This is a genomic window from Trichococcus sp. TS_SC_9 (genome assembly GCF_056156325.1).
In genome coordinates this window covers 380,454-399,426 of the sequence record NZ_CM149591.1, presented here as the reverse complement: position 1 = coordinate 399,426, position 18,973 = coordinate 380,454, and the positions used below count along the sequence as shown (strand labels likewise).

The following is an 18,973-nucleotide window of genomic DNA, read 5'->3' as shown; positions in this document are numbered from 1 at the left end:
AAAACATTATGAATTATGAAACAGTCATCGGACTGGAAGTCCATGTGGAATTGAAAACTGAATCAAAAATGTTCTCCCCATCTCCAGCACACTTTGGGGCAGAACCGAACACAAACACAAACGTCATCGACTGGGGCTACCCGGGCGTCTTGCCTGTCATCAACAAAAGCGCCATTGAATTCTGCATGAAGGCCGCTTTGGCTTTGAACTGCGAAATCTCGACGGAAACGCATTTCGACCGCAAAAACTACTTCTACCCGGACAATCCGAAAGCCTACCAAATTTCGCAATTGGATAACCCAATCGGCCATGACGGCTGGGTCGAAATCGAAGTGGAAGGCGTCAAGAAAAAAATCCGCATCGAGCGCGTCCATCTTGAAGAAGATGCCGGCAAAAACATGCACGGATCGGACGGCTATTCCTATGTCGATTTGAACCGTCAAGGAACGCCATTGATCGAAATCGTATCGGAAGCGGATATGCGCTCTCCTGAAGAGGCTTATGCTTATCTGGATGCCGTACGCCAAATCATCATGTACACAGATGTATCCGATGTGAAGATGGAAGAAGGCTCCATGCGTTGCGATGCCAACATCTCCATCCGCCCATTCGGCCAAGAAAAATTCGGCACGAAGACAGAATTGAAGAACCTGAACTCCTTCAACTTCGTCCGCAGAGGTTTGGCTCATGAAGAAAAACGCCAAGCACAAGTATTGAACGCTGGCGGGGTCATCCAACAAGAAACACGCCGTTTCGATGAAACAAATGGCGAAACAATCCTGATGCGCGTCAAAGAAGGCGAAAGTGATTACCGTTACTTCCCGGAACCAGATCTGCCGGGCTTGACCGTTTCCCAAGAATGGATCGACCGTGTCAAAGCAAGCATTCCGGAAATGCCAGCAAAACGCCGTGAAAGATACATTTCTGAATACGATCTGCCTGAGTACGATGCAATGGTATTGACACTATCGAAAGAAATGTCCGACTTCTTTGAAGGTACCCTTGCTGCCGGTGCGGATGCCAAATTGGCTTCCAACTGGTTGATGGGTGAAGTATCAGCCTACCTGAACAGTGAAAAAGTGGAACTGGCCGACACGAAACTGACGCCAGCGAACCTTGCCGGCATGATCACATTGATCGAAGACGGCACCATCAGCACGAAGATCGCCAAAAAAGTCTTCCGCCTGTTGGCAACAAAAGGCGGCAACGCAAAAGCAGTCGTTGAATCAGAAGGCCTGATCCAAATGAGCGATCCGTCGCAACTGTTGCCGATCATCAACGCCGTTTTGGACAACAGCCAACAATCCGTTGACGACTTCAAAGCCGGAAAAGATCGCGCCAAAGGCTTCCTGGTAGGCCAAATCATGAAACAAACCAAAGGCCAAGCCAACCCAGGCATGGTCAACCAACTCCTGGCGCAGGAGTTGGAAAAAAGATAGGATACGATGAATTGCGGGTAGGGGGCGAGCACTAACGAAATTTAGGAACAACCAGCCCGGGTTTGGCTGGATGGGTCTAAATAGCGTTAGGCACTCAAACGTCACAGTGCGACGTTTGAGGTCTTTAGCAATCTTTGTACCAAGCCAAGAGATGCGTTTTCTATCTGCAATTCAGAGTTCGACTAATAGGATGTGATGATTCGCGGGTAGAGTTCGAGCACTAAGAGGACAACCACAAAGCGGACGTTTTTTGTCCGCGTGTGGTTGTCAACTTAGGCGGAGAACTCTGCGAATCAGAACTCAACTAAGATAGAGCGAGATTCAGAACGCGTCTGCGTTGAGCACATTCCAGCCAACTTCCTTCCGGAGGTTGGCTATTTTTCTGAAATAATAAACTCTCAAAAAAATCGCAATAAACCTATCTTTTTCCAGTTCAACAATTAGTATTATTATGATTTAGGTGATATAATCATTAATTGAGTGGTTTGACAAGAAAAGATAAATTGTGATCTATATAACAGATGAGCCTAGAAAGATGAGGAAAAGAATGAGAGCAAGAGTAATTTACAATCCTACTTCCGGAAGAGAAATGCTGAAAAAAAGCATGATTGACATCCTTCAAATATTGGAAGAAGCAGGCTATGAGACCAGTGCTTACGCCACTACACCCGAACCGCTTTCCGCAACAAAAGAAGCGGAACGTGCCGCTTTGGCCGGATTCGACCTGATTGTTGCAGCAGGCGGAGACGGTACCGTAAACGAGGTTGTCAACGGTATCGCCGGATTGGACCACAGACCGACAGTCGGCATCATACCTGCAGGGACCACAAATGACTATGCCCGTGCTTTGAAGATTCCGCGCTCAAATCTATTGGATGCAGCCCGCATCATCGCTGACGGAAATGTCATCCCGATGGATATCGGTCAATCCAATGGTACTTATTTCATAAATATCGCGGCAGGCGGTTATCTGACGGACCTGACCTACGACGTCCCTGCGAAGCTGAAGACCATTTTCGGTTACCTTGCCTATCTGGTGAAAGGCGCCGAAAAAATCCCGCAGCTCAAACCAATGCATATGCGCATCGAGTATGAAGACGGCGTCTACGACGGCATGGCTTCCATGTTCTTCGTGGCCTTGACCAACTCGGTCGGCGGCTTTGAGACGATCGATCCGAACATCGTTTTGGGGGATGGCAAGTTCACGCTGTTTGTCGTGAAGACCGCGAACATTTTCGAAATCCTGCAACTGTTGGCCCAAGTTTTGAACGGGGGCAGACATCTTGAAAATTCGAACGTCCTTTATACACATACCAGCTTTGTGAAAGCAGAATCCATGGATGGTTCACGTTTGATGATCAACTTGGATGGGGAGTACGGCGGTGATGCACCGACTACGTTCACGAACCACCAGCAGCACATCAAAATCATCGGGAATACTTCCGATTACGCTGATCCAATCGAAGAAGTCGATGAAGGTATTTTGGAAGGTGCCGGCACAGGCTTCATGAAGGAAGTTGAAACCTTGCATCCGGATGAAGTAAACGACAAACGTTTGCCTTACGACGGCAAGAACTAAAAACTGAAAATGGAAAAAATGCCCGGCCACTCGGTCTTATGATGAGAGGTCTCGGGCATTTTTTGCTATACTGGAAAAAAGAAGCTTTCACACAAAAGGGGACCTGCCGTATGCCGAAAAAACAGAAGAAATTTTTGTCCATCTTATTTTTGAGCGGACTGCTGATGCTGCTTGTGGCCTGCGGGAAAGCGGCAAATTCCCCGATAGTGGCCATCGCAAATGAAGCGGAATACGAAGAAGTGGTCGCACTGGATGTGGCCTACCTCTATTTCGGCTTCGATGATTGCCCTTACTGCAAGGAGTTCCGTCCAATCCTGGAAGAAAAATTGACGGAAACCGGACAGACCGCTTATTATTACAATACGAAAAAGCGTGTCAATGATGCCAACTATGATGAGGTGCTGGATACCTACGGCGTCGAGTTTGTGCCGCTTTTGATCAAACTGGAGGATGGCAAAGCGGTCGGGTCCGTCAATCTGGACACCGTTGCGGACCTGCCGGCATTATTGGCGGCAGAATAGTAGGCGAGAATGTCCGATAATCAAAAAGAATGGGCTGCCCCCAAAAAACTGGAGTAGCCCATTTGCTTTATTTCCACACTAATTGCCAGGTGACGCCGAATTGGTCGGTCACCCAAGCTACCGCACGCAATTCGCCGACTGCTTCAGGCCCCATCATCACAACGCCATCCGCGGATAAGGAATCAAAGTAATTGTCGAAGCTGGATTCATCTTCGCAGTCCACGTAGAGGGAAACGGCCCAAGTCATATCCGGCAAAAAATCCTCTTCCATGTCCATCGCCATGAATTCCTGTCCATTCAACACAAACTGCTCATTGATCACACGGCCGCCTTCACCGTGTTCATCCTCATCGATTTTGGTGAGGGAGGTCACGCTGGAATTCGGGAAAATGGAAACATAAAAGTGCATCGCTGCTTCTGCAGTCCCCGGTAACGTCAAAAAGGGAATAATCCGTTGTCCGCTCATTTTGTCATCCTCGCTTTCTTCCTGTACCCATCAGTAACTGGTCTATATATTTCTATTATACTGAACGCGAGCGAAACTTCCTATCGATAAGACGCGCCGCATCAGGCGATATTATGAGAAAGTACTTATTTTTTCCAAACAAATGGGCTTGCTGTATCGAGACCCCTTCTTTTTTGGTATAATGAACCCGAATGATAAATTATGAACTGAGGAGCACATATGAAAAAACAATATACGGTAGCACCGGTAATAAAAAATGAGAAGATGACTGTAACATTTGAGGACTTAACGTCAGAAGGTATGGGTGTCGCAAAAGTTGAGGGTTATCCATTATTTGTAGCGGATGGACTACCGGGCGAACGGGCAATCATCAAAGTGACGAAAGTCGGCAAATCTTTTGGATTCGCCCGCATTGAGGAAAGACTGAGCAGTTCTCCTGACCGCATTCCGACACGTGATGTTAAAGGAACACGCGTTGGTACGATGCCGTTGCAGAATCTGCGTTACTCTGCCCAATTGGCTTTCAAAAAGAACAACGTCGAGCAAGTGATGAAACGCATTGCCAAAATGCCTGAAGTCGAAGTCAAACCGACAATCGGAATGGAAAATCCGTGGGGATACCGCAATAAAGCACAAATCCCAGTACGTCAAAAAGACGGCAAATTGGTAACCGGATTCTTCCGCACCAACACACATGAATTGATCCCGATGGAAAACTTCCAGATCCAGGATCCAAAAATCGATGAAGCAATCGTAAAAGTCCGTGACATTCTGCAAGAATTCAACGTGAAAGCATACGACGAGAAGAAACATACCGGAAATATCCGTCATATCATGATCCGCCGCGGTTATTACACAGGCGAAATGATGGTTGTCCTAGTTACACGTACGGCGAAATTGTTCCCACAAAGCAAAATCATTCCAGCTATCTTGGAGGCTTTACCGGAAGTGGTCAGCATCGTCCAAAACGTGAACCCGAAACAAAACAATGTCATCCTGGGTGACGAAACCATCGTCCTTCACGGTGAAGACGTGTACCGCGACAAATTGATGGGTCATACTTTCGCCATCTCTTCCCGCTCATTCTATCAAGTGAACCCAATCCAAACGGAAAAACTTTATAAATTGGCGATCGAAGCTGCACAATTGACAGGCGAAGAAACCGTCATCGATGCTTATTGCGGAATCGGAACAATCTCCTTGTCATTGGCTGAAAAAGCGAAACACGTGTATGCGATGGAAGTTGTTCCCGATGCCGTCAAAATGGCTGAAATGAATGCCGCAGCAAACAACATCGATAACATTACCTTCGAAATCGGCGCTGCCGAAGAAGTGATGCCGAAATGGGCTGCAGAAGGCGTCAAAGCGGATGTCTTGGTTGTCGATCCTCCACGCAAAGGCTTGGAACCGGCATTCATCGAAGCTGCTTTGGAAATCGCTCCTGAGCGCATCGTCTATGTCAGCTGCAACCCAGCTACAATGGCGCGCGACCTACAGTTATTCCACGAAGGCGGCTACAGTGTAGGCAGCATCCAACCAGTGGACTTGTTCCCGCAAACGCTGCATGTCGAGTCAGTAGTGGCTTTGACACGTAACAAATAATAGGGAAAAATTAGTAATCCGCAAGGACCGTCATGAGTGATGACGGTTCTTGCGGATTTTTTTGCATTCAAAAAGATGTTGCACTTAGCGATGGCCATCCAAAGAGTTTATAATGATTGTGATGGACTGAAATCTTTTTTTTAATCTGCTTTCGGAATAACCTCTGCACGTGCAACCCAGCTACAATGGCATGTGATCTATAGTTATTCCACGAAGGCGGCTACAGCGTAGGCAGCATCCAACCAGAGGAGGTGTTCCCGCAAACCCTGCATGTTGAGACGGTAGTGTTGATGTCCAAAGTGTAGTGTCAAGGCGGGTTGACACGATAGGATGGATACACAATAAAGGAGCATAGCTATGGGAGATTTTGATGAAAAATCAATAGAATTTTACATGAAGTACTATGGAAGCAATATGTCTTCTAATGGCAAGGAGTACCTATATTCTCACTCTGGAGAGTTAATTGAAATCGGGGGGGATGTTTGCTTTAATCTAAATTTGAAAAATGTGAGGTTTTATACACTTTATGGTTCAATTATAATGGAAGACGAAGTGTTCGATGAATTAAATGAACTATTTAAAATTATTAGATATTCCCCAATGAATGTAAGCATAATGCCTAAAACCGGAGGACTAAATAATATAAAAAATGCAATCGGAAATGATAGGTTTGATACATTTGCTTGTTTGTTAAGTCATTATTATGACGATTATAAAGTCCCTATTATTAATGGTGGGGCAATTAATATGACAATTGGGCAAAGACTGTTATTGGCTAAGTTTCTTGATAGTTATTGTAGTGTGTTTGATTATTTTGAAGATATTTATGGAATTGAAGAAAGCTTTACAACGGACTTGATAGTGTATGGAAGCCACTTAATTACTACTAAAGAACAATTTTTTGAATATGTGAAGATAGCACTTAGATTTTGGAATGATAGAATTAATCAAGAAAAAATTATTAATTATCTAGATGATAATGAGATTAATGACTATAAGATTACACTAGACAAGATAAACAATATTATTCAACTGGGTGCAAAATCGTAGCTATCGTTAAAGGGTTAGTAGATATGTTCCCTGGAACGTATGTAGTGCTATGACATACATTGTGTCCACTCAACCCATGTTGAGGCGGTAGTGTTGATGTCACGAGAATAGGATGAGACGACAGATCAGTTTCCAGTGAGACATATATAACCTAATAAACATAAGGAGCGGAGAGATATGGAGACGAAAGCACTTGTTATTATAGATATTCAGAACGACATCACGAAGCACTATAAGGAAATCATTGATAACATCAATACTGCCATAGATTGGGCTGTGAGCAAGGGAATGCACGTTGTGTACATCAAGCACAACAATCTTTCCGCAGGTACACGCACCTTCAAGCCGGACACAAAAGGCGCAGAGCTTGTTCCCGAGATGAAGATCGTTTCGGAAAACTTCTTCCTGAAAACCAAGGGCAACGCTCTGACAAGTGAGGAATTTGCCGCATTTATCGAGGCAAACGGCATAAACGAGTTTTATATCACCGGTGCGGATGCCACCGCCTGCGTGAAATCCACCTGCTTCAACATGGCTAAGGCCGGCTACACAGTACGTGTCATTTCTGACTGTGTCACCAGTTATGACCTGAAAAAGATGGACGAAATGCTCCGTTATTACGCAGACAAGGGCTGTGAGGTCAAGACGCTCGCCGAATATACTGGAAATTTGAAAGGTTGAAAGAACCTTTCCAAAACATATAAAGGAATACAAGGAAGCAGCAGAAAGAGAAGCATCGGGGCAGGGAGTTGTACGTGTCTCAATAGTGGAAGAAATGGAGAATACAAACTGCGAGGGGCAATATACGATGAACAATAATCGGAGGAAACACTATGAAACTTGATGGTTTTGGGATCTTCGTAAAAGACATGGCAACGATGGTCCGCTTTTATAGAGATGTTCTGAATTTTGAAATCCGGGAAGATGAAAACGCATCGAATGTGTATTTGGTCAAGGATGGAACCTTGTTTTTATTGTATCGTCGGACAGACTTTGAAAAGATGACAAACAGAGCCTTTGGTTATGCGAATGAAATTAATGGACATTATGAAATTGCCCTAAGCGTGGATAACTATGATGCGGTTGATTTGACCTTTAATGAAGTCGTATCCAAAGGTGCAATCCCTATCTTGGAGCCCACGACTCAGCCTTGGGGACAACGCACATGCTACATCGCTGACCCAGAAGGGAACCTGATTGAAATTGGTTCATTCAAAAAATAAATCTTTGTCAAGAAAAAAAGCTGGCGAATAGCCTGATGAGATAAATCTGGATTTGAGACTGTTGCACAGCTGACAAGAGTCCAATTATCATTGACGTGCCACGGGAAAGGAGAGTGGATAAATGGCAAACATCATTACTGGCTGTCGTATCCTGTGCAGCGTTCTGCTGTTTTTCTTTCCTGCATTTTCACCGCAGTTTTATGCACTGTTTTTGATAAGCGGCTTCACGGATATGATTGATGGTACTGTTGCAAGAAAGGCGAACATCGACAGTAAGTTTGGCTCCAAACTGGATACGATTGCTGATTTCATATTTATTGTGGCTTGCTTGGTTAAGCTGCTTCCTGTTTTGGATATTCCCATATGGCTCTGGATATGGATTTTAGCGATTGCTGTAATAAAAATCATTAATGTTATATCAGGATTCATGTGCCAGAAGAAGTTTGTGACAGAACATACCATCATGAACAAGTTTACGGGAGTATTGCTTTTCTTGCTGCCGCTGACATTATCTTTTATTGAACTTAAGTATACTGCTATCGTGGTATGTGGCATGGCAACCTTCGCAGCGATTCAGGAAGGACATTTTATAAGAGCAGGAAAAGAGGTATAGAGAAAATCCCGACCTGTTACTTATCACTACCGAGATTTAGGCAGGGGAATGAATGAGACGGATAATCTTGGTATGGATATGTTTTCGTGAACACTTGAAAATCGGATAAAATGTGTAGATATGTTCTGATATGGCGACATCAATCAGGGACAATCGAGACATGTGGAATCAGTCGTTGCGCTGACACGCAACAAATAATAGAATAAAACAGCAAGCCGCAAGGACAGTCATTGTGACAGTCCTTGCGTTTTTTTTCACACTATTATAGACTAGATTTGTATAGGATTCGCTAAGGTTTGATGTGGTCGTAAAATGTACTGCCTTAGCGGTGATAAATTGAAATTTGATTAGGTAAGGTTTTAGGGAATGTTTTTTTATAATGTTGCAAAACACAGAGAAAGAAAAAAGAACAGTTAAACAAAATGATGGCGGCTTTATTTGAGGAGTGGTGTCCATCATTAAACCGCAGAGTATTGGAGACACACTATAAGTACAATTACTTTTTCAGTAAAATCAATATCAGATGTTCTACAGATAGAGAAATGTTCACACCCTTGAGAATGGCTTATTTAGCTGTTCTCAGGGGTTATTTTTTTGAGCGCGGTTTAAGTGACTTTTAACTTTCGACATAGATTGGCTAATGGTGAAATATGGGATATGGAAGTTCATTCTTACCCATTTGTTCATCAGGAAGAATCCTATATATGTTAACTTTGAATTTTCGGTAGAAATTACCTATGGTATAATTGAAATGAAAAAAATGAGAAAATAGGGTATGCTTTGCTGTAACGATAAATCTTAAGAAGAGGTGATTAAGGTAGAAATAAATTTGAAGGGGTTTCAGACACTCATAAGTCAATTGACAACATTTGAAAAAATGTATGAACAGGTAAGGATTGTAGACCCTATTAAAAAGGAAGTCTTATTTGTTAAAAATAAAAATCAAGAAGAACTCATGCCGGTTCTGGAAGCCTGTTTTGGCATATGGGGGAAAGGTACGGTATGCAAGAATTGTATTTCCATGAGAGCCTACAATGAAAATGACACTTTTATCAAAATAGAAACTTCTCTTGATAAAATCATTATGGTTACAGCAATACCTGTAAAAATAGAAGATAGAATGGTTGTAGTTGAACTTTTAAAAAACGTTACAAAAAGCATGATTCTTGGTGACAGAGAGTTAACTGAAAGCTTGGAAATTAAAAGACTGCTGGAACAAGCCAATGTAGCAGCAGTAACAGATGAGCTGACACAAATCTATAACAAGAGATATATCATTGAAAGATTACCTGCAGATATGGTCAAATCTCATCTGGAAAATCAACCAATCTCAGTCCTGATGGCAGATATTGATCATTTCAAAAAAGTCAACGACACCTATGGTCATTTGGCAGGGGATCACATATTAAAAGAAGTTGCCGGAATCCTTGGGAAAAACACAAGACAAGATGTGGATTGGATTGCCAGATTTGGCGGTGAAGAGTTTATTGTCTGCTTAACAAATACAGATAAAAAAATCGCAGGAGTTATCGCTGATAGAATGAGAAAAGCCATTGAAGATACAGTTTTTAGCTATAATGGAGAAAAGATCAAGCTAACTTCAAGTTTTGGACTTTATACTATAACAAGCGAAGAAATGATAGACTATGAGACTCTGATTCACCGTTCAGACAAGAAATTATATGAAGCTAAAAAGTCCGGAAGGAACAAAGTGGTTGGTTAGTAGGAAGAAATGCTAAAAAATAGGTTATCAAAGGAATTTTTAACCGTTATGTAAAGCCGCAAGGACTGTCATGAATAATGATTTTCCTTGCGGCTTTTTTTGCGCACTGGCAGTCTATAGCGGTATGATATAATATGTTGCGAAGAAAGCGATTGCGAAACCATGTTGTAATGAACGGTTTTGACGGCACAAGAGAGGGAATCTCCTGCCAATTCGGGAATGGCTGAATCCACACTAACGGAGGAATATTATGAAAAACATTGTGATAACGGGTAGTACTCGTGGCCTTGGTTTTTCTATGGCAACCGAGTTTCTGCGAGCCGGATGTAATGTTACGCTGTCCGGCAGAGGGAAATCGCTCCAGCCACAGTCGCAAAATTTTTAATACCAAGAATACTCAGCAACACCAGGAATGACGCCCAAATCGCTTGGCTGACAAAACGAAAGGCTGCTTGGCGTTTTATAACGGCAGGCTTCCGTAAAGACAGACTGATATAGGGAACTTTGAGTTTATGATAAAGTATTATAAATAAAGGCAGTCAACATATTGTTGGCTGCCTTTGACAATATCACGAGCATTATAGGTGATTGACACATTTCCGAGAGTAGTCTCTGCCCATCATCCCAGTATCTTCCAGAAAGAATCTTTGCGGATAATTTTTCCTCCAGCGAACTCGAGCAGATCAACACCTCGCACTTCAATCTGCTGCCCTGATTTAGTCGTACCGGTGAGAGTCCACTCCGATACTCCCAAATTGCCGCAGATCCAATGCTGATCCTCTCCATAATGTACATCCGGGATACCCTCGAATCGACTTGCCAGACCTGCTCTAACCTCCGCTTTTCCGACATATCGATCGCCACGGGGTTTGGTGCCTCGGGGCATATAGAAGATGCAATCATCTGCGAAATAGCTCATGATGGAATCCAGGTCGTGACGATTGAATGCTTCCAGAAAGTTCTTCAATGTTTCAACTGTTACTTGCTCAGACATATTATAACCTCCATGTATCATACTTTATTCGGAAGAGCCGGTTAGCTATTGATCTGCATGATTGAATGAGTGCCACCGCATGCTCCCGATTTCAGTCATGAGTCAGGCGGAACGGCCTTTCAATCGGTTAAAACTTTGGTATGTAGCTGGATGAAGACGTATAATAATAACCGGAGGGATGGACAACTGTTTTGTGGATGCTCTAACTAAAGTATACGTTCCAGATTTCCATCAAGCAAATTACAGAAGTAAGATACCATAAGTTGATAGATAAGTGAGGTGCGGTAGTGGTAGAAAGGACTAAATGTATACTCAAGATTCTTTTTGTGGGCGTGATGACAACCTTTTCGAGGATTATTGGACAGCTATTGATTCCGCCTGGAGAAGAGTCGTTTTTGCCTCCAAGTGTGTTTGTGGTCAACGGTACGATGCCGTTAGTTTTTTCTGTGTATGGTGTCATTGCCTTCTCGCTGATAGCAGCGATGTTTTTGCTGGTATGCGATCAGTTGTCGGGGAGCAGGGTAGTACAAGGACTTAAATACGGTATTGCTTGCAGCCTTGTTTGGATTGTATATCTGCTCGAGCCGTTACCGCACGCCGCGCCACTTGACAGAATCACATACCCTCTGGCTGATAGTTTTTCCCTACTGGTCATGGGTGCCTTGGTAGGAATTATGCTTGGAAAAAAAGAGGGGGAAAGTAATAGCAAGCTGCCAGGGAACAGCAGTATTATGGCGATTGTTGCCATTACGGGGCTGTTTATTATCGGGCGACTGATCCAGTATTATGTGTTGGATATTTATTCGTCCTTTGCAGAAAAACCTTTGGAAACCCTCATTTGGTGCGCAGTGACTGGACTTACCACTGCGTGTGTTTTGGATTGGTTCAACAAACATGTTCAGCAGAGCAGCAGGACCGCAAATGTGCTGATTGTTGGAGGCGTGTTGTTTGGCCTGAATCTGTTTCTGTTTAACTTCTTCATGCCGCTTGTGTTTGATGCTGATATGATTGACTTGTTGTTAAGAACTTTTGTGGATATAGCCGCAGTCATGGTTGGCTGCTTATTTTTCAGTGTGAAAAAATTTGAAGTAATGCCTAGGGCAAATTGATCTGATGGCGGCATTGACAATCAGTCTCCGAAAAATTATAATCAAGTGATATTAACCAAATAGATAATCCTCTTTTTGCCACCGGGCAGAGAGTTCAAGGTGTTCAGAAACATTCCGTAGGTCTTTGAAGGAATGTTTTCGGGGCATCTTTTTTATTTTGGAAGGAGATTGCAACATGGAAAAAACATTACTGAGGGACTTTTCGAAGTACGTCAGCTTGAATATTTTGGGGATGATTGGCGTGTCCTTCTACATTTTGGCCGACACGTTCTATATAGCGAAAGCATTGGGGGCAAATGGTATTGCTGCGTTGAATTTTGCTGTGCCGGTATACAGCCTGATTCACGGTGTCGGCTTGATGATCGGCATCGGCGGGGCCGCCCGTTTCGGCATATTGAAATCTCGAAACAAAGGGGAAGAAGCTGAAGGGATCTTTGCGGGTGCACTCAAACTTGGTGTCATCGCAGGCTTGTTGTTCGTTGTGCTCGGCTTATTCGGATCTAGAGCACTGTCATCGGCGCTCGGGGCGGACGCGGTCACTTTACCATTGACCCACGCTTACATGGCTACGCTTTTAGCCTTTGCGCCATTTTTCATCCTGAATAACACCGTGCTCGCTTTTGTGCGCAATGACAATAATCCCAAACTGGCCATGACGGCGATGCTGGTCGGCAGCTTTTCGAATGTGATCCTGGATTATATTTTCCTCTTTCCGTTCGGGATGGGTATGTTCGGTGCCGCTTTTGCGACGAGCCTTTCGCCGATCATCAGTTTGGGCATCCTGTCCACGCACTTCGCAGCGAGGAAGCGCAAGTCGGCGTTCCTTAAACACAAAATGACCCGTCCGGCGGTTATGGATATCCTCAATCTGGGCTCTTCAACGTTCATCATGGAAGTGTCCTCCGCGGTCGTGTTGACGACGTTCAATCTGCTGATTTTGGGGCTCGAGGGGAATAGGGGAGTCGCTGCATATGGTATTGTTGCGAATCTTGCTTTTGTGGCTGTCGCAATCTTCACGGGTCTGGGGCAAGGCGTACAGCCGCTCATCAGCAAATACTACGGGATGAAGAGGTGGGAATTGGTCAAAAAAGTGAAGGAGTATGCCTTGCTGACAGCTGTCCTGATAGCCGGACTGATTTATGCGGGCACATTTACCTATTCGGACACGCTGATCAGCCTATTCAACAACGAAAATGATCTTGCGATCGCGCAACTGGCGGATAAAGGCATGAAGATTTATTTCCTGGGCTTTTTCTTCGTCGGCATAAACATCGTGACGGCGATGTTCCTGAGCGCCACCGAAAAGGCACGCGCCGCCTTCATCATCTCCATTCTGAGGGGCTTGGCGATCATTGTGCCCTTGGCGATAGTGTTCAGCAATATGTGGCAAATGACGGGCATCTGGTCGGCCTTTGTACTTTCCGAGCTGATCGTCGCCGGTTTTGCGCTCTATTTAGCGAATGCCACCGAGAAGGGGACGCTTGTTTATGGACAATTTGACTGAAACAACTAAAGAGGAATCGCTGAAATCCTTCCGATCGACCATCCGCAAATCCGAAAATGCATTGAGCAGTATGACCGAGAAAGGCGCCAACACGAACGTGGTGGCGAAACGGCTAAAGGCCCTCCGCATCGGCTTGGCTGTGCTGGAACACGTTTGGGAAGAAAAGTCCCATACTTACTCACCGGAAGAATTGGCGGAAGCCCGCATCCTGCTTGCCGGTTTGCTGCCCTCAATCGAAGGCGTCTACGCCAAGTCGAAGCTAGGCAGTCCCCAAAAAACCCTCCTGGAAAGAAGGGTCAAGTCCTTTGAACTGGCACTTCCGGCTATGGATGATAGTACTGATAAAGACCCTAGCTAATAAAATATTCGCAGAAAATAACTCCTCGAACGTCTAGTCTGCACTGTTCGGAGAGTTTTTTTGATATTCGCAAAAGTTCGCAAAACTAAAGATATGTGCGATAATCTTTACAAAGCTAAACATATTTTACATTTAACACCTGTTGCTCGGATCACTATATCGAAATATATTTCCAAATTATCATCCTTATTGAAAATAGATTGATGAATTGTCTGTATGAGGATTATCAATTCTAACAAAATAAATTCAGACAGGAGAAAGAACATGGGAAAAGTTGTTTTAGGTTTAACCATTTCTTTGGATGGATTTGCCGAGGATAGTAAAGGCAGTGTCAATACGTTGTACGCTGATTTGGATATGCTCAAGGAAACGGAAGTCATGAAGGAGTCGATTTTGACGACCGGATCGGTTGTGATGTCTCAAAAGGAATATGGAATGGCGGAAGATCCTGATTGGTATGTGGATTATGAGTATCAAGTTCCGATATTTGTCTTCACCGATAAGGCTCCAGAAAAACATCCAAAAGAATCAGACAAGGTAACTATCACTTTTGTAACCACGGGCGTCGCCGATGCAATCCTCCAAGCCAAAGCGGCAGCGGGTGAAAAAGATGTGAATATCATAGGCAGCGCACTTACTACACCGCTCTGTTTAAAAACCGGTTTGATCGATGAATTGCAAGTGGATATCGTGCCTTGGTTTTTACGGACCGGATTTCGGCCATTTGAGGATTTTGATAACAGTGATGTCAAGTTGGAAAGGATTCAGTTGGTTGGACTTCCGGCTGGCAGAACGCACATCAGTTACAAAATCATCTAAGGCCATATTGCAACTCCACCGCTCCTATATTCACCCGCCAAAATTATTTTCTAAAAAACATTTGACTTCACGTTAAGGTTAGGTCGTAGAATCAACTTAAGCTCACTGCTTAGAGATTAAACGAACATAATCTTGAATAATTTGGAGGAAATGATATGACAGAGAATACGTACAGAACTTTCACACTCAGCGACAAGGTAACCGTTGAGCAGGTCACTTTTAAAAATCGTTATGGCATAACCGTCGCGGCGGACCTATATTTATCAAAAGACATCGACACATCCCAAAAATATCCTGCCCTTATCGTCGGCACCCCGTACGGTGGCGTCAAGGAGCAAGCCGCAGGAATCTATGCACAGAATATGGCGGAACGCGGATTTGTGGCGATCGCGTTTGATGAATCCTATAACGGAGAGAGCAGCGGAGCACCTAGACACGTATCGTCACCGGACATTTTTGCTGAAGATTTCAGTGCGGCTGTTGACTTCATCGGCACGCGTCCTTTTGTGGACAGAAATAAAATCGGTGTGATCGGCATCTGCGGCAACGGCGGTTTTGCAGTGACAGCGGCGCAGGTCGACACGCGGATCAAAGCGGTTGCGACCGTCAGCATGTACGACATGAGCCGGGTGATGCGCTACGGCTGGGCAGACAGCATGACGGATGAGCAACGCACGCAGCTTTTTGACCAACTAGGTGAACAGCGCTGGAAAGATTTCCAGAGCGATGAACCGGAATTGACGCCGGCCTTCCCAAGCGAGCCAGTGGATTCCATCCCTGAAGGAATGGATCCAATCGGCAGTGAATTCTTTGGCTACTATGCGATGAAACGTGGCTTCCATCCGAACTCAATCGGTGCCTTCACGAAGACGAGCGCCATGGCTTTCATGAATTTCCCGCTGATGAACTACATCCAAACGATTTCACCAAGACCGATCCTGTTCATCATCGGTGAGCATGCGCATTCGCGATATTTCAGTGAGGATGCCTACAAAATGGCGGCCGAACCGAAAGAACTGTATGAAATTGCCGGCGCCGGTCACGTGGATCTGTACGACAGAACGGATCTGATTCCGTTCGATAAACTTGAGTCGTTCTTTACGGAAAATTTGTAAAAAGATGCGGATCAGATGAAAAAACCTAAACAAGTTGATTTTATTTTTACGTGCGTATTTTATGTGTTTTTGCTGACTGGATGCACCATTAGTCCGCCATCAGATGAGGCTTCATTATCGGCCTCTTCAGAAAGAGCAAATACTTTCTCGCTGTTAGAACAGGGAGACGCCGGACTTGTTGCAGAAACAGACCAAATGCTCATCGAACCAAGTCCACAAGAAAGGGATGACTCCATGTCAATGATGACGATTCAAGTCGGAAATACCCGATATACTGTGTCGCTGGATAACAATGCGGCAATGCAGGCACTGACCCAAAAGTTGCCGATGACTCTAAAAATGGATGAACTGAATGGGAATGAAAAATTTTATTATCTTTCGGAAACCTTGCCGACGGACTCCAAAAGAGTTGGCAGCATCAAGGCCGGGGATGTGATGGTGTACGGTTCCGACTGTTTGGTGATTTTCTACAAAGATTTTTCGACCTCTTACAGCTACACCCCAATCGGCCGGATTGAAGACCCCGCTGGACTTTCCCAAAATCTGGGACGAGGGAGTGTCGAGGTCACGTTTAGTAACTGAAAATAGACTATAAATCAGAGAAAAGCTGTCTAATTTTGGACAGCTTTTTTGCATCGTGTTACTCGAATTATACTGAGGATTAGTCCCTGTATTCATTGGTGAAGGTGGAATGGATGAAATGCCTTCAAATGGTGTACACTAGTATCAGGGATTAAATCAAGCAGATAAAATTTACTGATAATGAGGTAGAGGAATCATGACTGATAGATTAATTAATTTAGGATTCTCGGACAGGTTCGTGCAGGAGGCGACCCTTTATCCGGACCTGCATCCGGCAAGAGTCATCGCGCAATACAAGGAATTGTATCGAGTGGCGACCGCTGAATCGGAAATGCTGGCGGAAATATCAGGGAAAATGCGCCATGCTGCAGTCGAAATGTCGGACTATCCGGCAGTCGGCGACTTTGTGATGATCGACCGGAATGAGGGAAGCCAGGATCATGCCATCATCCACCACACTCTGACAAGGAAAAGCGTCTTTATCCGGAAAGCAGCTGGCAAGGCGCATGACGTCCAGGTTGTGGCGGCGAACATCGACATTGTCTTCATCTGCATGTCACTCAACAATGACTTCAATCTGCGGAGGCTGGAACGCTACCTGGCGATCGCGTGGGACAGCGGGGCAACGCCGGTGATCGTGCTGACGAAAGCAGATCTGTGCGCAGATATCCCGGAAAAGCTGCGTGAAATCGAGACGATCGCTTTCGGGGTCGATGTGCTGGTCACTTCGAGCCTGAGCGAGGACGGATATACGGCTGTCCTGAAATACATCACACTGGGTCAGACCGTCGTTTTCATCGGCTCATCCGGTGTGGGAAAGTCAACCTTGATCAACCGGATCCTTGGGGAAGAACTGAATGAAACGCGGGAAATCAGAAGAGATGACAAAGGTCGGCACGCGACCACAAACCGGGAGTTGTTCCTCATACCCACTGGCGGTTGCATCATCGATACGCCGGGCATGCGCGAACTCGGTTTGGAAAGCGCCAACCTGGCGAGGACGTTTGTCGACATCGATGAATTGGCAGAACAATGCAAATTCAAAGATTGCAAGCATGAGAACGAGCCAGGCTGCATGGTCAGGAAGGCCATAGAGGATGGCGCACTGACCGAAGAACGGCTGCAGAGCTACCTAAAGCTCAAGAAGGAAGCCAAATACGAGGGCATGAATTCCAAACAGATCGAAAAAGAGAAAATCAGCACCATGTTTTCCGACTTCGGAGGCATCAAGAACGCCAAGCGGTACATCAAATCAAAAGATAAGGGTAAATAATAAAATTTGGAGGAATCACAATGAAATTAGGAATCATCATCGAAACAAAGGAATATGAAAAATCTTGGAACGCCATGAGGTTCGCAGTGACCGCGAAGAAGACCGGACATGAAGTGAAAGTCTTCCTGATGGGAGAAGCAGTTGAAATCGAAAACATGACCCACGAAACATACGATGTAGCCGCGCAAGTGCAAGCTTTTGACGAACTGAATGGTGAAATATTGGCTTGTGGAACGTGCCTACAGTCGCGCAACATGGAAGGCTCGGATGTTTGCCCCATCAGCACCATGATCGATTGCGTCCAAATGGTCGAATGGGCGGATAAGGTTGTTACTTTCTGAAAAAAAACTAGAATCCAAGCACTTCGGCACATTATGTACCTTTAAATGTGCAGAAGCATAAATCCTTCAGGCAGAAAGAGCGGGATGGCGAGGGTCAGAAAAGGTGAATCTTTTTTGAAAATACACTGGCAAAAATCCTAGGAAATCATCATAATATTAATTATAGAAATTTCAACTTGTATAATGGATCAGCGTGAGATCACTTTTGTGATCTCACGCATTTTTTTTGCCTGAAATTTCGAAATAAAAGAAATGGGATTCCGAATGGACGTATGGTTGAACGTCTTGAAAGTGATTCCGCTGATTTGGTGCAGCGTCATCGCACTCGTTTTGATTACATATAAACCGGCTGAGTTTATGACCGACAAGCTGGTCAAAGAAGGCGATAGCTTCAATGCGCACATCATCGTGAATATCCTGTACACAGTTTTCCTGATGTCGATATTCATGACCGTAATCGGCACATGGATCCGCAGCAGACATGTCAGCATCGAACTGATCCGGACATTTTTCTACAAATGGCCGCGCAACTTTGTCATTTCGTTTGCGATAGAAGCATTGGTTGCCCCACCGATTGCCAGAACAATTTTGCTTAAGTTGCATCAGATTAAGGATGCGAAAAGAAACAGTGAACTAGCAGCGTAATGGGATAAGGATGTCTG

At 44.6% G+C, this 18,973-nt stretch carries 20 protein-coding genes; 18 read left to right on the top strand and 2 right to left on the bottom strand.

What is annotated here, in order from left to right; translation table 11 throughout:
• Positions 1-8: 8 nt before the first annotated feature.
• The 3 genes from gatB to AC0J5I_RS01795 all read left to right on the top strand — a co-directional run bounded on the left by gatB (position 9) and on the right by AC0J5I_RS01795 (position 3,539).
• Positions 9-1,439, top strand: a complete 1,431-nt coding sequence (gene gatB, locus AC0J5I_RS01805) for an Asp-tRNA(Asn)/Glu-tRNA(Gln) amidotransferase subunit GatB (RefSeq protein WP_475302805.1) — start codon at positions 9-11, stop codon at positions 1,437-1,439.
• 547 nt (positions 1,440-1,986) lie between these two features.
• A complete protein-coding gene (locus tag AC0J5I_RS01800; RefSeq protein ID WP_475302801.1) occupies positions 1,987-3,018 on the top strand; it encodes a diacylglycerol kinase in 1,032 nt (343 codons plus the stop codon).
• Positions 3,019-3,128: 110 nt separating this feature from the next.
• The gene (locus tag AC0J5I_RS01795; RefSeq protein ID WP_107995550.1) at positions 3,129-3,539 is read left to right on the top strand and encodes a thioredoxin family protein; all 411 of its coding nucleotides are present in this window, start codon (positions 3,129-3,131) and stop codon (positions 3,537-3,539) included.
• Positions 3,540-3,606: 67 nt separating this feature from the next.
• On the opposite strand, the gene AC0J5I_RS01790 is transcribed toward AC0J5I_RS01795, so the two are convergent.
• Positions 3,607-4,005: a VOC family protein gene (locus tag AC0J5I_RS01790; protein WP_107995551.1), complete on the bottom strand. Its 399-nt coding sequence runs from the start codon at positions 4,003-4,005 to the stop codon at positions 3,607-3,609.
• A 219-nt stretch (positions 4,006-4,224) separates the two neighbouring features.
• Here AC0J5I_RS01790 and rlmD point away from each other — a divergent pair, with 219 nt between their 5' ends.
• The 6 genes from rlmD (at position 4,225) to AC0J5I_RS01760 (ending at position 10,216) form a co-directional block, all read left to right on the top strand.
• Positions 4,225-5,607, top strand: a complete 1,383-nt coding sequence (rlmD, locus tag AC0J5I_RS01785) for a 23S rRNA (uracil(1939)-C(5))-methyltransferase RlmD (RefSeq protein ID WP_107995552.1) — start codon at positions 4,225-4,227, stop codon at positions 5,605-5,607.
• A 357-nt stretch (positions 5,608-5,964) separates the two neighbouring features.
• Complete coding sequence (locus tag AC0J5I_RS01780) at positions 5,965-6,657, top strand: hypothetical protein (RefSeq protein WP_475302788.1); 693 nt, start codon at positions 5,965-5,967, stop codon at positions 6,655-6,657.
• A gap of 177 nt (positions 6,658-6,834) precedes the next feature.
• Complete coding sequence (locus AC0J5I_RS01775; RefSeq protein WP_475302783.1) at positions 6,835-7,338, top strand: cysteine hydrolase family protein; 504 nt, start codon at positions 6,835-6,837, stop codon at positions 7,336-7,338.
• Between the two features lie 152 nt (positions 7,339-7,490).
• The gene (locus tag AC0J5I_RS01770) at positions 7,491-7,880 is read left to right on the top strand and encodes a VOC family protein (protein WP_475302780.1); all 390 of its coding nucleotides are present in this window, start codon (positions 7,491-7,493) and stop codon (positions 7,878-7,880) included.
• Positions 7,881-8,001: 121 nt separating this feature from the next.
• Complete coding sequence (locus tag AC0J5I_RS01765; protein WP_475302777.1) at positions 8,002-8,493, top strand: CDP-alcohol phosphatidyltransferase family protein; 492 nt, start codon at positions 8,002-8,004, stop codon at positions 8,491-8,493.
• An 808-nt stretch (positions 8,494-9,301) separates the two neighbouring features.
• Complete coding sequence (locus tag AC0J5I_RS01760) at positions 9,302-10,216, top strand: GGDEF domain-containing protein (protein WP_199902987.1); 915 nt, start codon at positions 9,302-9,304, stop codon at positions 10,214-10,216.
• Between the two features lie 619 nt (positions 10,217-10,835).
• On the opposite strand, the gene AC0J5I_RS01755 is transcribed toward AC0J5I_RS01760, so the two are convergent.
• Entirely contained in the window at positions 10,836-11,210 is a 375-nt protein-coding gene (locus tag AC0J5I_RS01755) for a nuclear transport factor 2 family protein (protein ID WP_475302771.1), read from the bottom strand.
• Positions 11,211-11,497: 287 nt separating this feature from the next.
• On the opposite strand from AC0J5I_RS01755, the gene AC0J5I_RS01750 reads away from it, so the two are divergent.
• From AC0J5I_RS01750 to AC0J5I_RS01710, 9 genes are all read left to right on the top strand, one after another.
• Positions 11,498-12,319, top strand: coding sequence for a hypothetical protein (locus tag AC0J5I_RS01750; protein WP_475302769.1), 822 nt, complete (start codon positions 11,498-11,500; stop codon positions 12,317-12,319).
• Positions 12,320-12,494: 175 nt separating this feature from the next.
• On the top strand, positions 12,495-13,823 hold the full coding sequence (locus AC0J5I_RS01745; RefSeq protein ID WP_475302766.1) for an MATE family efflux transporter: 1,329 nt from the start codon (positions 12,495-12,497) through the stop codon (positions 13,821-13,823).
• Complete coding sequence (locus tag AC0J5I_RS01740) at positions 13,807-14,181, top strand: hypothetical protein (protein ID WP_475302763.1); 375 nt, start codon at positions 13,807-13,809, stop codon at positions 14,179-14,181. The genes AC0J5I_RS01745 and AC0J5I_RS01740 overlap by 17 nt, the downstream gene beginning before the upstream one ends.
• A gap of 264 nt (positions 14,182-14,445) precedes the next feature.
• Positions 14,446-15,000 (top strand): dihydrofolate reductase family protein, encoded by a 555-nt coding sequence (locus tag AC0J5I_RS01735; RefSeq protein ID WP_475302759.1) that lies wholly within the window; start codon positions 14,446-14,448, stop codon positions 14,998-15,000.
• Between the two features lie 155 nt (positions 15,001-15,155).
• On the top strand, positions 15,156-16,115 hold the full coding sequence (locus AC0J5I_RS01730) for an alpha/beta hydrolase (RefSeq protein ID WP_475302756.1): 960 nt from the start codon (positions 15,156-15,158) through the stop codon (positions 16,113-16,115).
• 15 nt (positions 16,116-16,130) lie between these two features.
• Positions 16,131-16,697: a cyclophilin-like fold protein gene (locus tag AC0J5I_RS01725; RefSeq protein ID WP_475302753.1), complete on the top strand. Its 567-nt coding sequence runs from the start codon at positions 16,131-16,133 to the stop codon at positions 16,695-16,697.
• A 196-nt stretch (positions 16,698-16,893) separates the two neighbouring features.
• Positions 16,894-17,970, top strand: a complete 1,077-nt coding sequence (rsgA, locus tag AC0J5I_RS01720) for a ribosome small subunit-dependent GTPase A (RefSeq protein WP_107995565.1) — start codon at positions 16,894-16,896, stop codon at positions 17,968-17,970.
• 20 nt (positions 17,971-17,990) lie between these two features.
• Entirely contained in the window at positions 17,991-18,311 is a 321-nt protein-coding gene (locus AC0J5I_RS01715; RefSeq protein ID WP_107995566.1) for a DsrE/DsrF/TusD sulfur relay family protein, read from the top strand.
• 264 nt (positions 18,312-18,575) lie between these two features.
• Positions 18,576-18,956: a DUF2798 domain-containing protein gene (locus AC0J5I_RS01710; RefSeq protein WP_475302747.1), complete on the top strand. Its 381-nt coding sequence runs from the start codon at positions 18,576-18,578 to the stop codon at positions 18,954-18,956.
• Positions 18,957-18,973 lie beyond the last annotated feature (17 nt).

Bases quoted from the DNA above. Each gene is read 5' to 3' on its own strand.
- AC0J5I_RS01740 (WP_475302763.1), top strand. From the start codon at position 13,807: ATGGACAATTTGACTGAAACAACTAAAGAGGAATCGCTGAAATCCTTC.
- AC0J5I_RS01765 (WP_475302777.1), top strand. From the start codon at position 8,002: ATGGCAAACATCATTACTGGCTGTCGTATCCTGTGCAGCGTTCTGCTG.
- AC0J5I_RS01715 (WP_107995566.1), top strand. From the start codon at position 17,991: ATGAAATTAGGAATCATCATCGAAACAAAGGAATATGAAAAATCTTGG.
- AC0J5I_RS01795 (WP_107995550.1), top strand. From the start codon at position 3,129: ATGCCGAAAAAACAGAAGAAATTTTTGTCCATCTTATTTTTGAGCGGA.
- rlmD (WP_107995552.1), top strand. From the start codon at position 4,225: ATGAAAAAACAATATACGGTAGCACCGGTAATAAAAAATGAGAAGATG.
- gatB (WP_475302805.1), top strand. From the start codon at position 9: ATGAATTATGAAACAGTCATCGGACTGGAAGTCCATGTGGAATTGAAA.
- AC0J5I_RS01800 (WP_475302801.1), top strand. From the start codon at position 1,987: ATGAGAGCAAGAGTAATTTACAATCCTACTTCCGGAAGAGAAATGCTG.
- AC0J5I_RS01770 (WP_475302780.1), top strand. From the start codon at position 7,491: ATGAAACTTGATGGTTTTGGGATCTTCGTAAAAGACATGGCAACGATG.
- AC0J5I_RS01735 (WP_475302759.1), top strand. From the start codon at position 14,446: ATGGGAAAAGTTGTTTTAGGTTTAACCATTTCTTTGGATGGATTTGCC.
- AC0J5I_RS01775 (WP_475302783.1), top strand. From the start codon at position 6,835: ATGGAGACGAAAGCACTTGTTATTATAGATATTCAGAACGACATCACG.
- rsgA (WP_107995565.1), top strand. From the start codon at position 16,894: ATGACTGATAGATTAATTAATTTAGGATTCTCGGACAGGTTCGTGCAG.
- AC0J5I_RS01790 (WP_107995551.1), bottom strand. From the start codon at position 4,005: ATGAGCGGACAACGGATTATTCCCTTTTTGACGTTACCGGGGACTGCA.
- AC0J5I_RS01755 (WP_475302771.1), bottom strand. From the start codon at position 11,210: ATGTCTGAGCAAGTAACAGTTGAAACATTGAAGAACTTTCTGGAAGCA.
- AC0J5I_RS01745 (WP_475302766.1), top strand. From the start codon at position 12,495: ATGGAAAAAACATTACTGAGGGACTTTTCGAAGTACGTCAGCTTGAAT.
- AC0J5I_RS01725 (WP_475302753.1), top strand. From the start codon at position 16,131: ATGAAAAAACCTAAACAAGTTGATTTTATTTTTACGTGCGTATTTTAT.
- AC0J5I_RS01730 (WP_475302756.1), top strand. From the start codon at position 15,156: ATGACAGAGAATACGTACAGAACTTTCACACTCAGCGACAAGGTAACC.
- AC0J5I_RS01780 (WP_475302788.1), top strand. From the start codon at position 5,965: ATGGGAGATTTTGATGAAAAATCAATAGAATTTTACATGAAGTACTAT.
- AC0J5I_RS01710 (WP_475302747.1), top strand. From the start codon at position 18,576: ATGGACGTATGGTTGAACGTCTTGAAAGTGATTCCGCTGATTTGGTGC.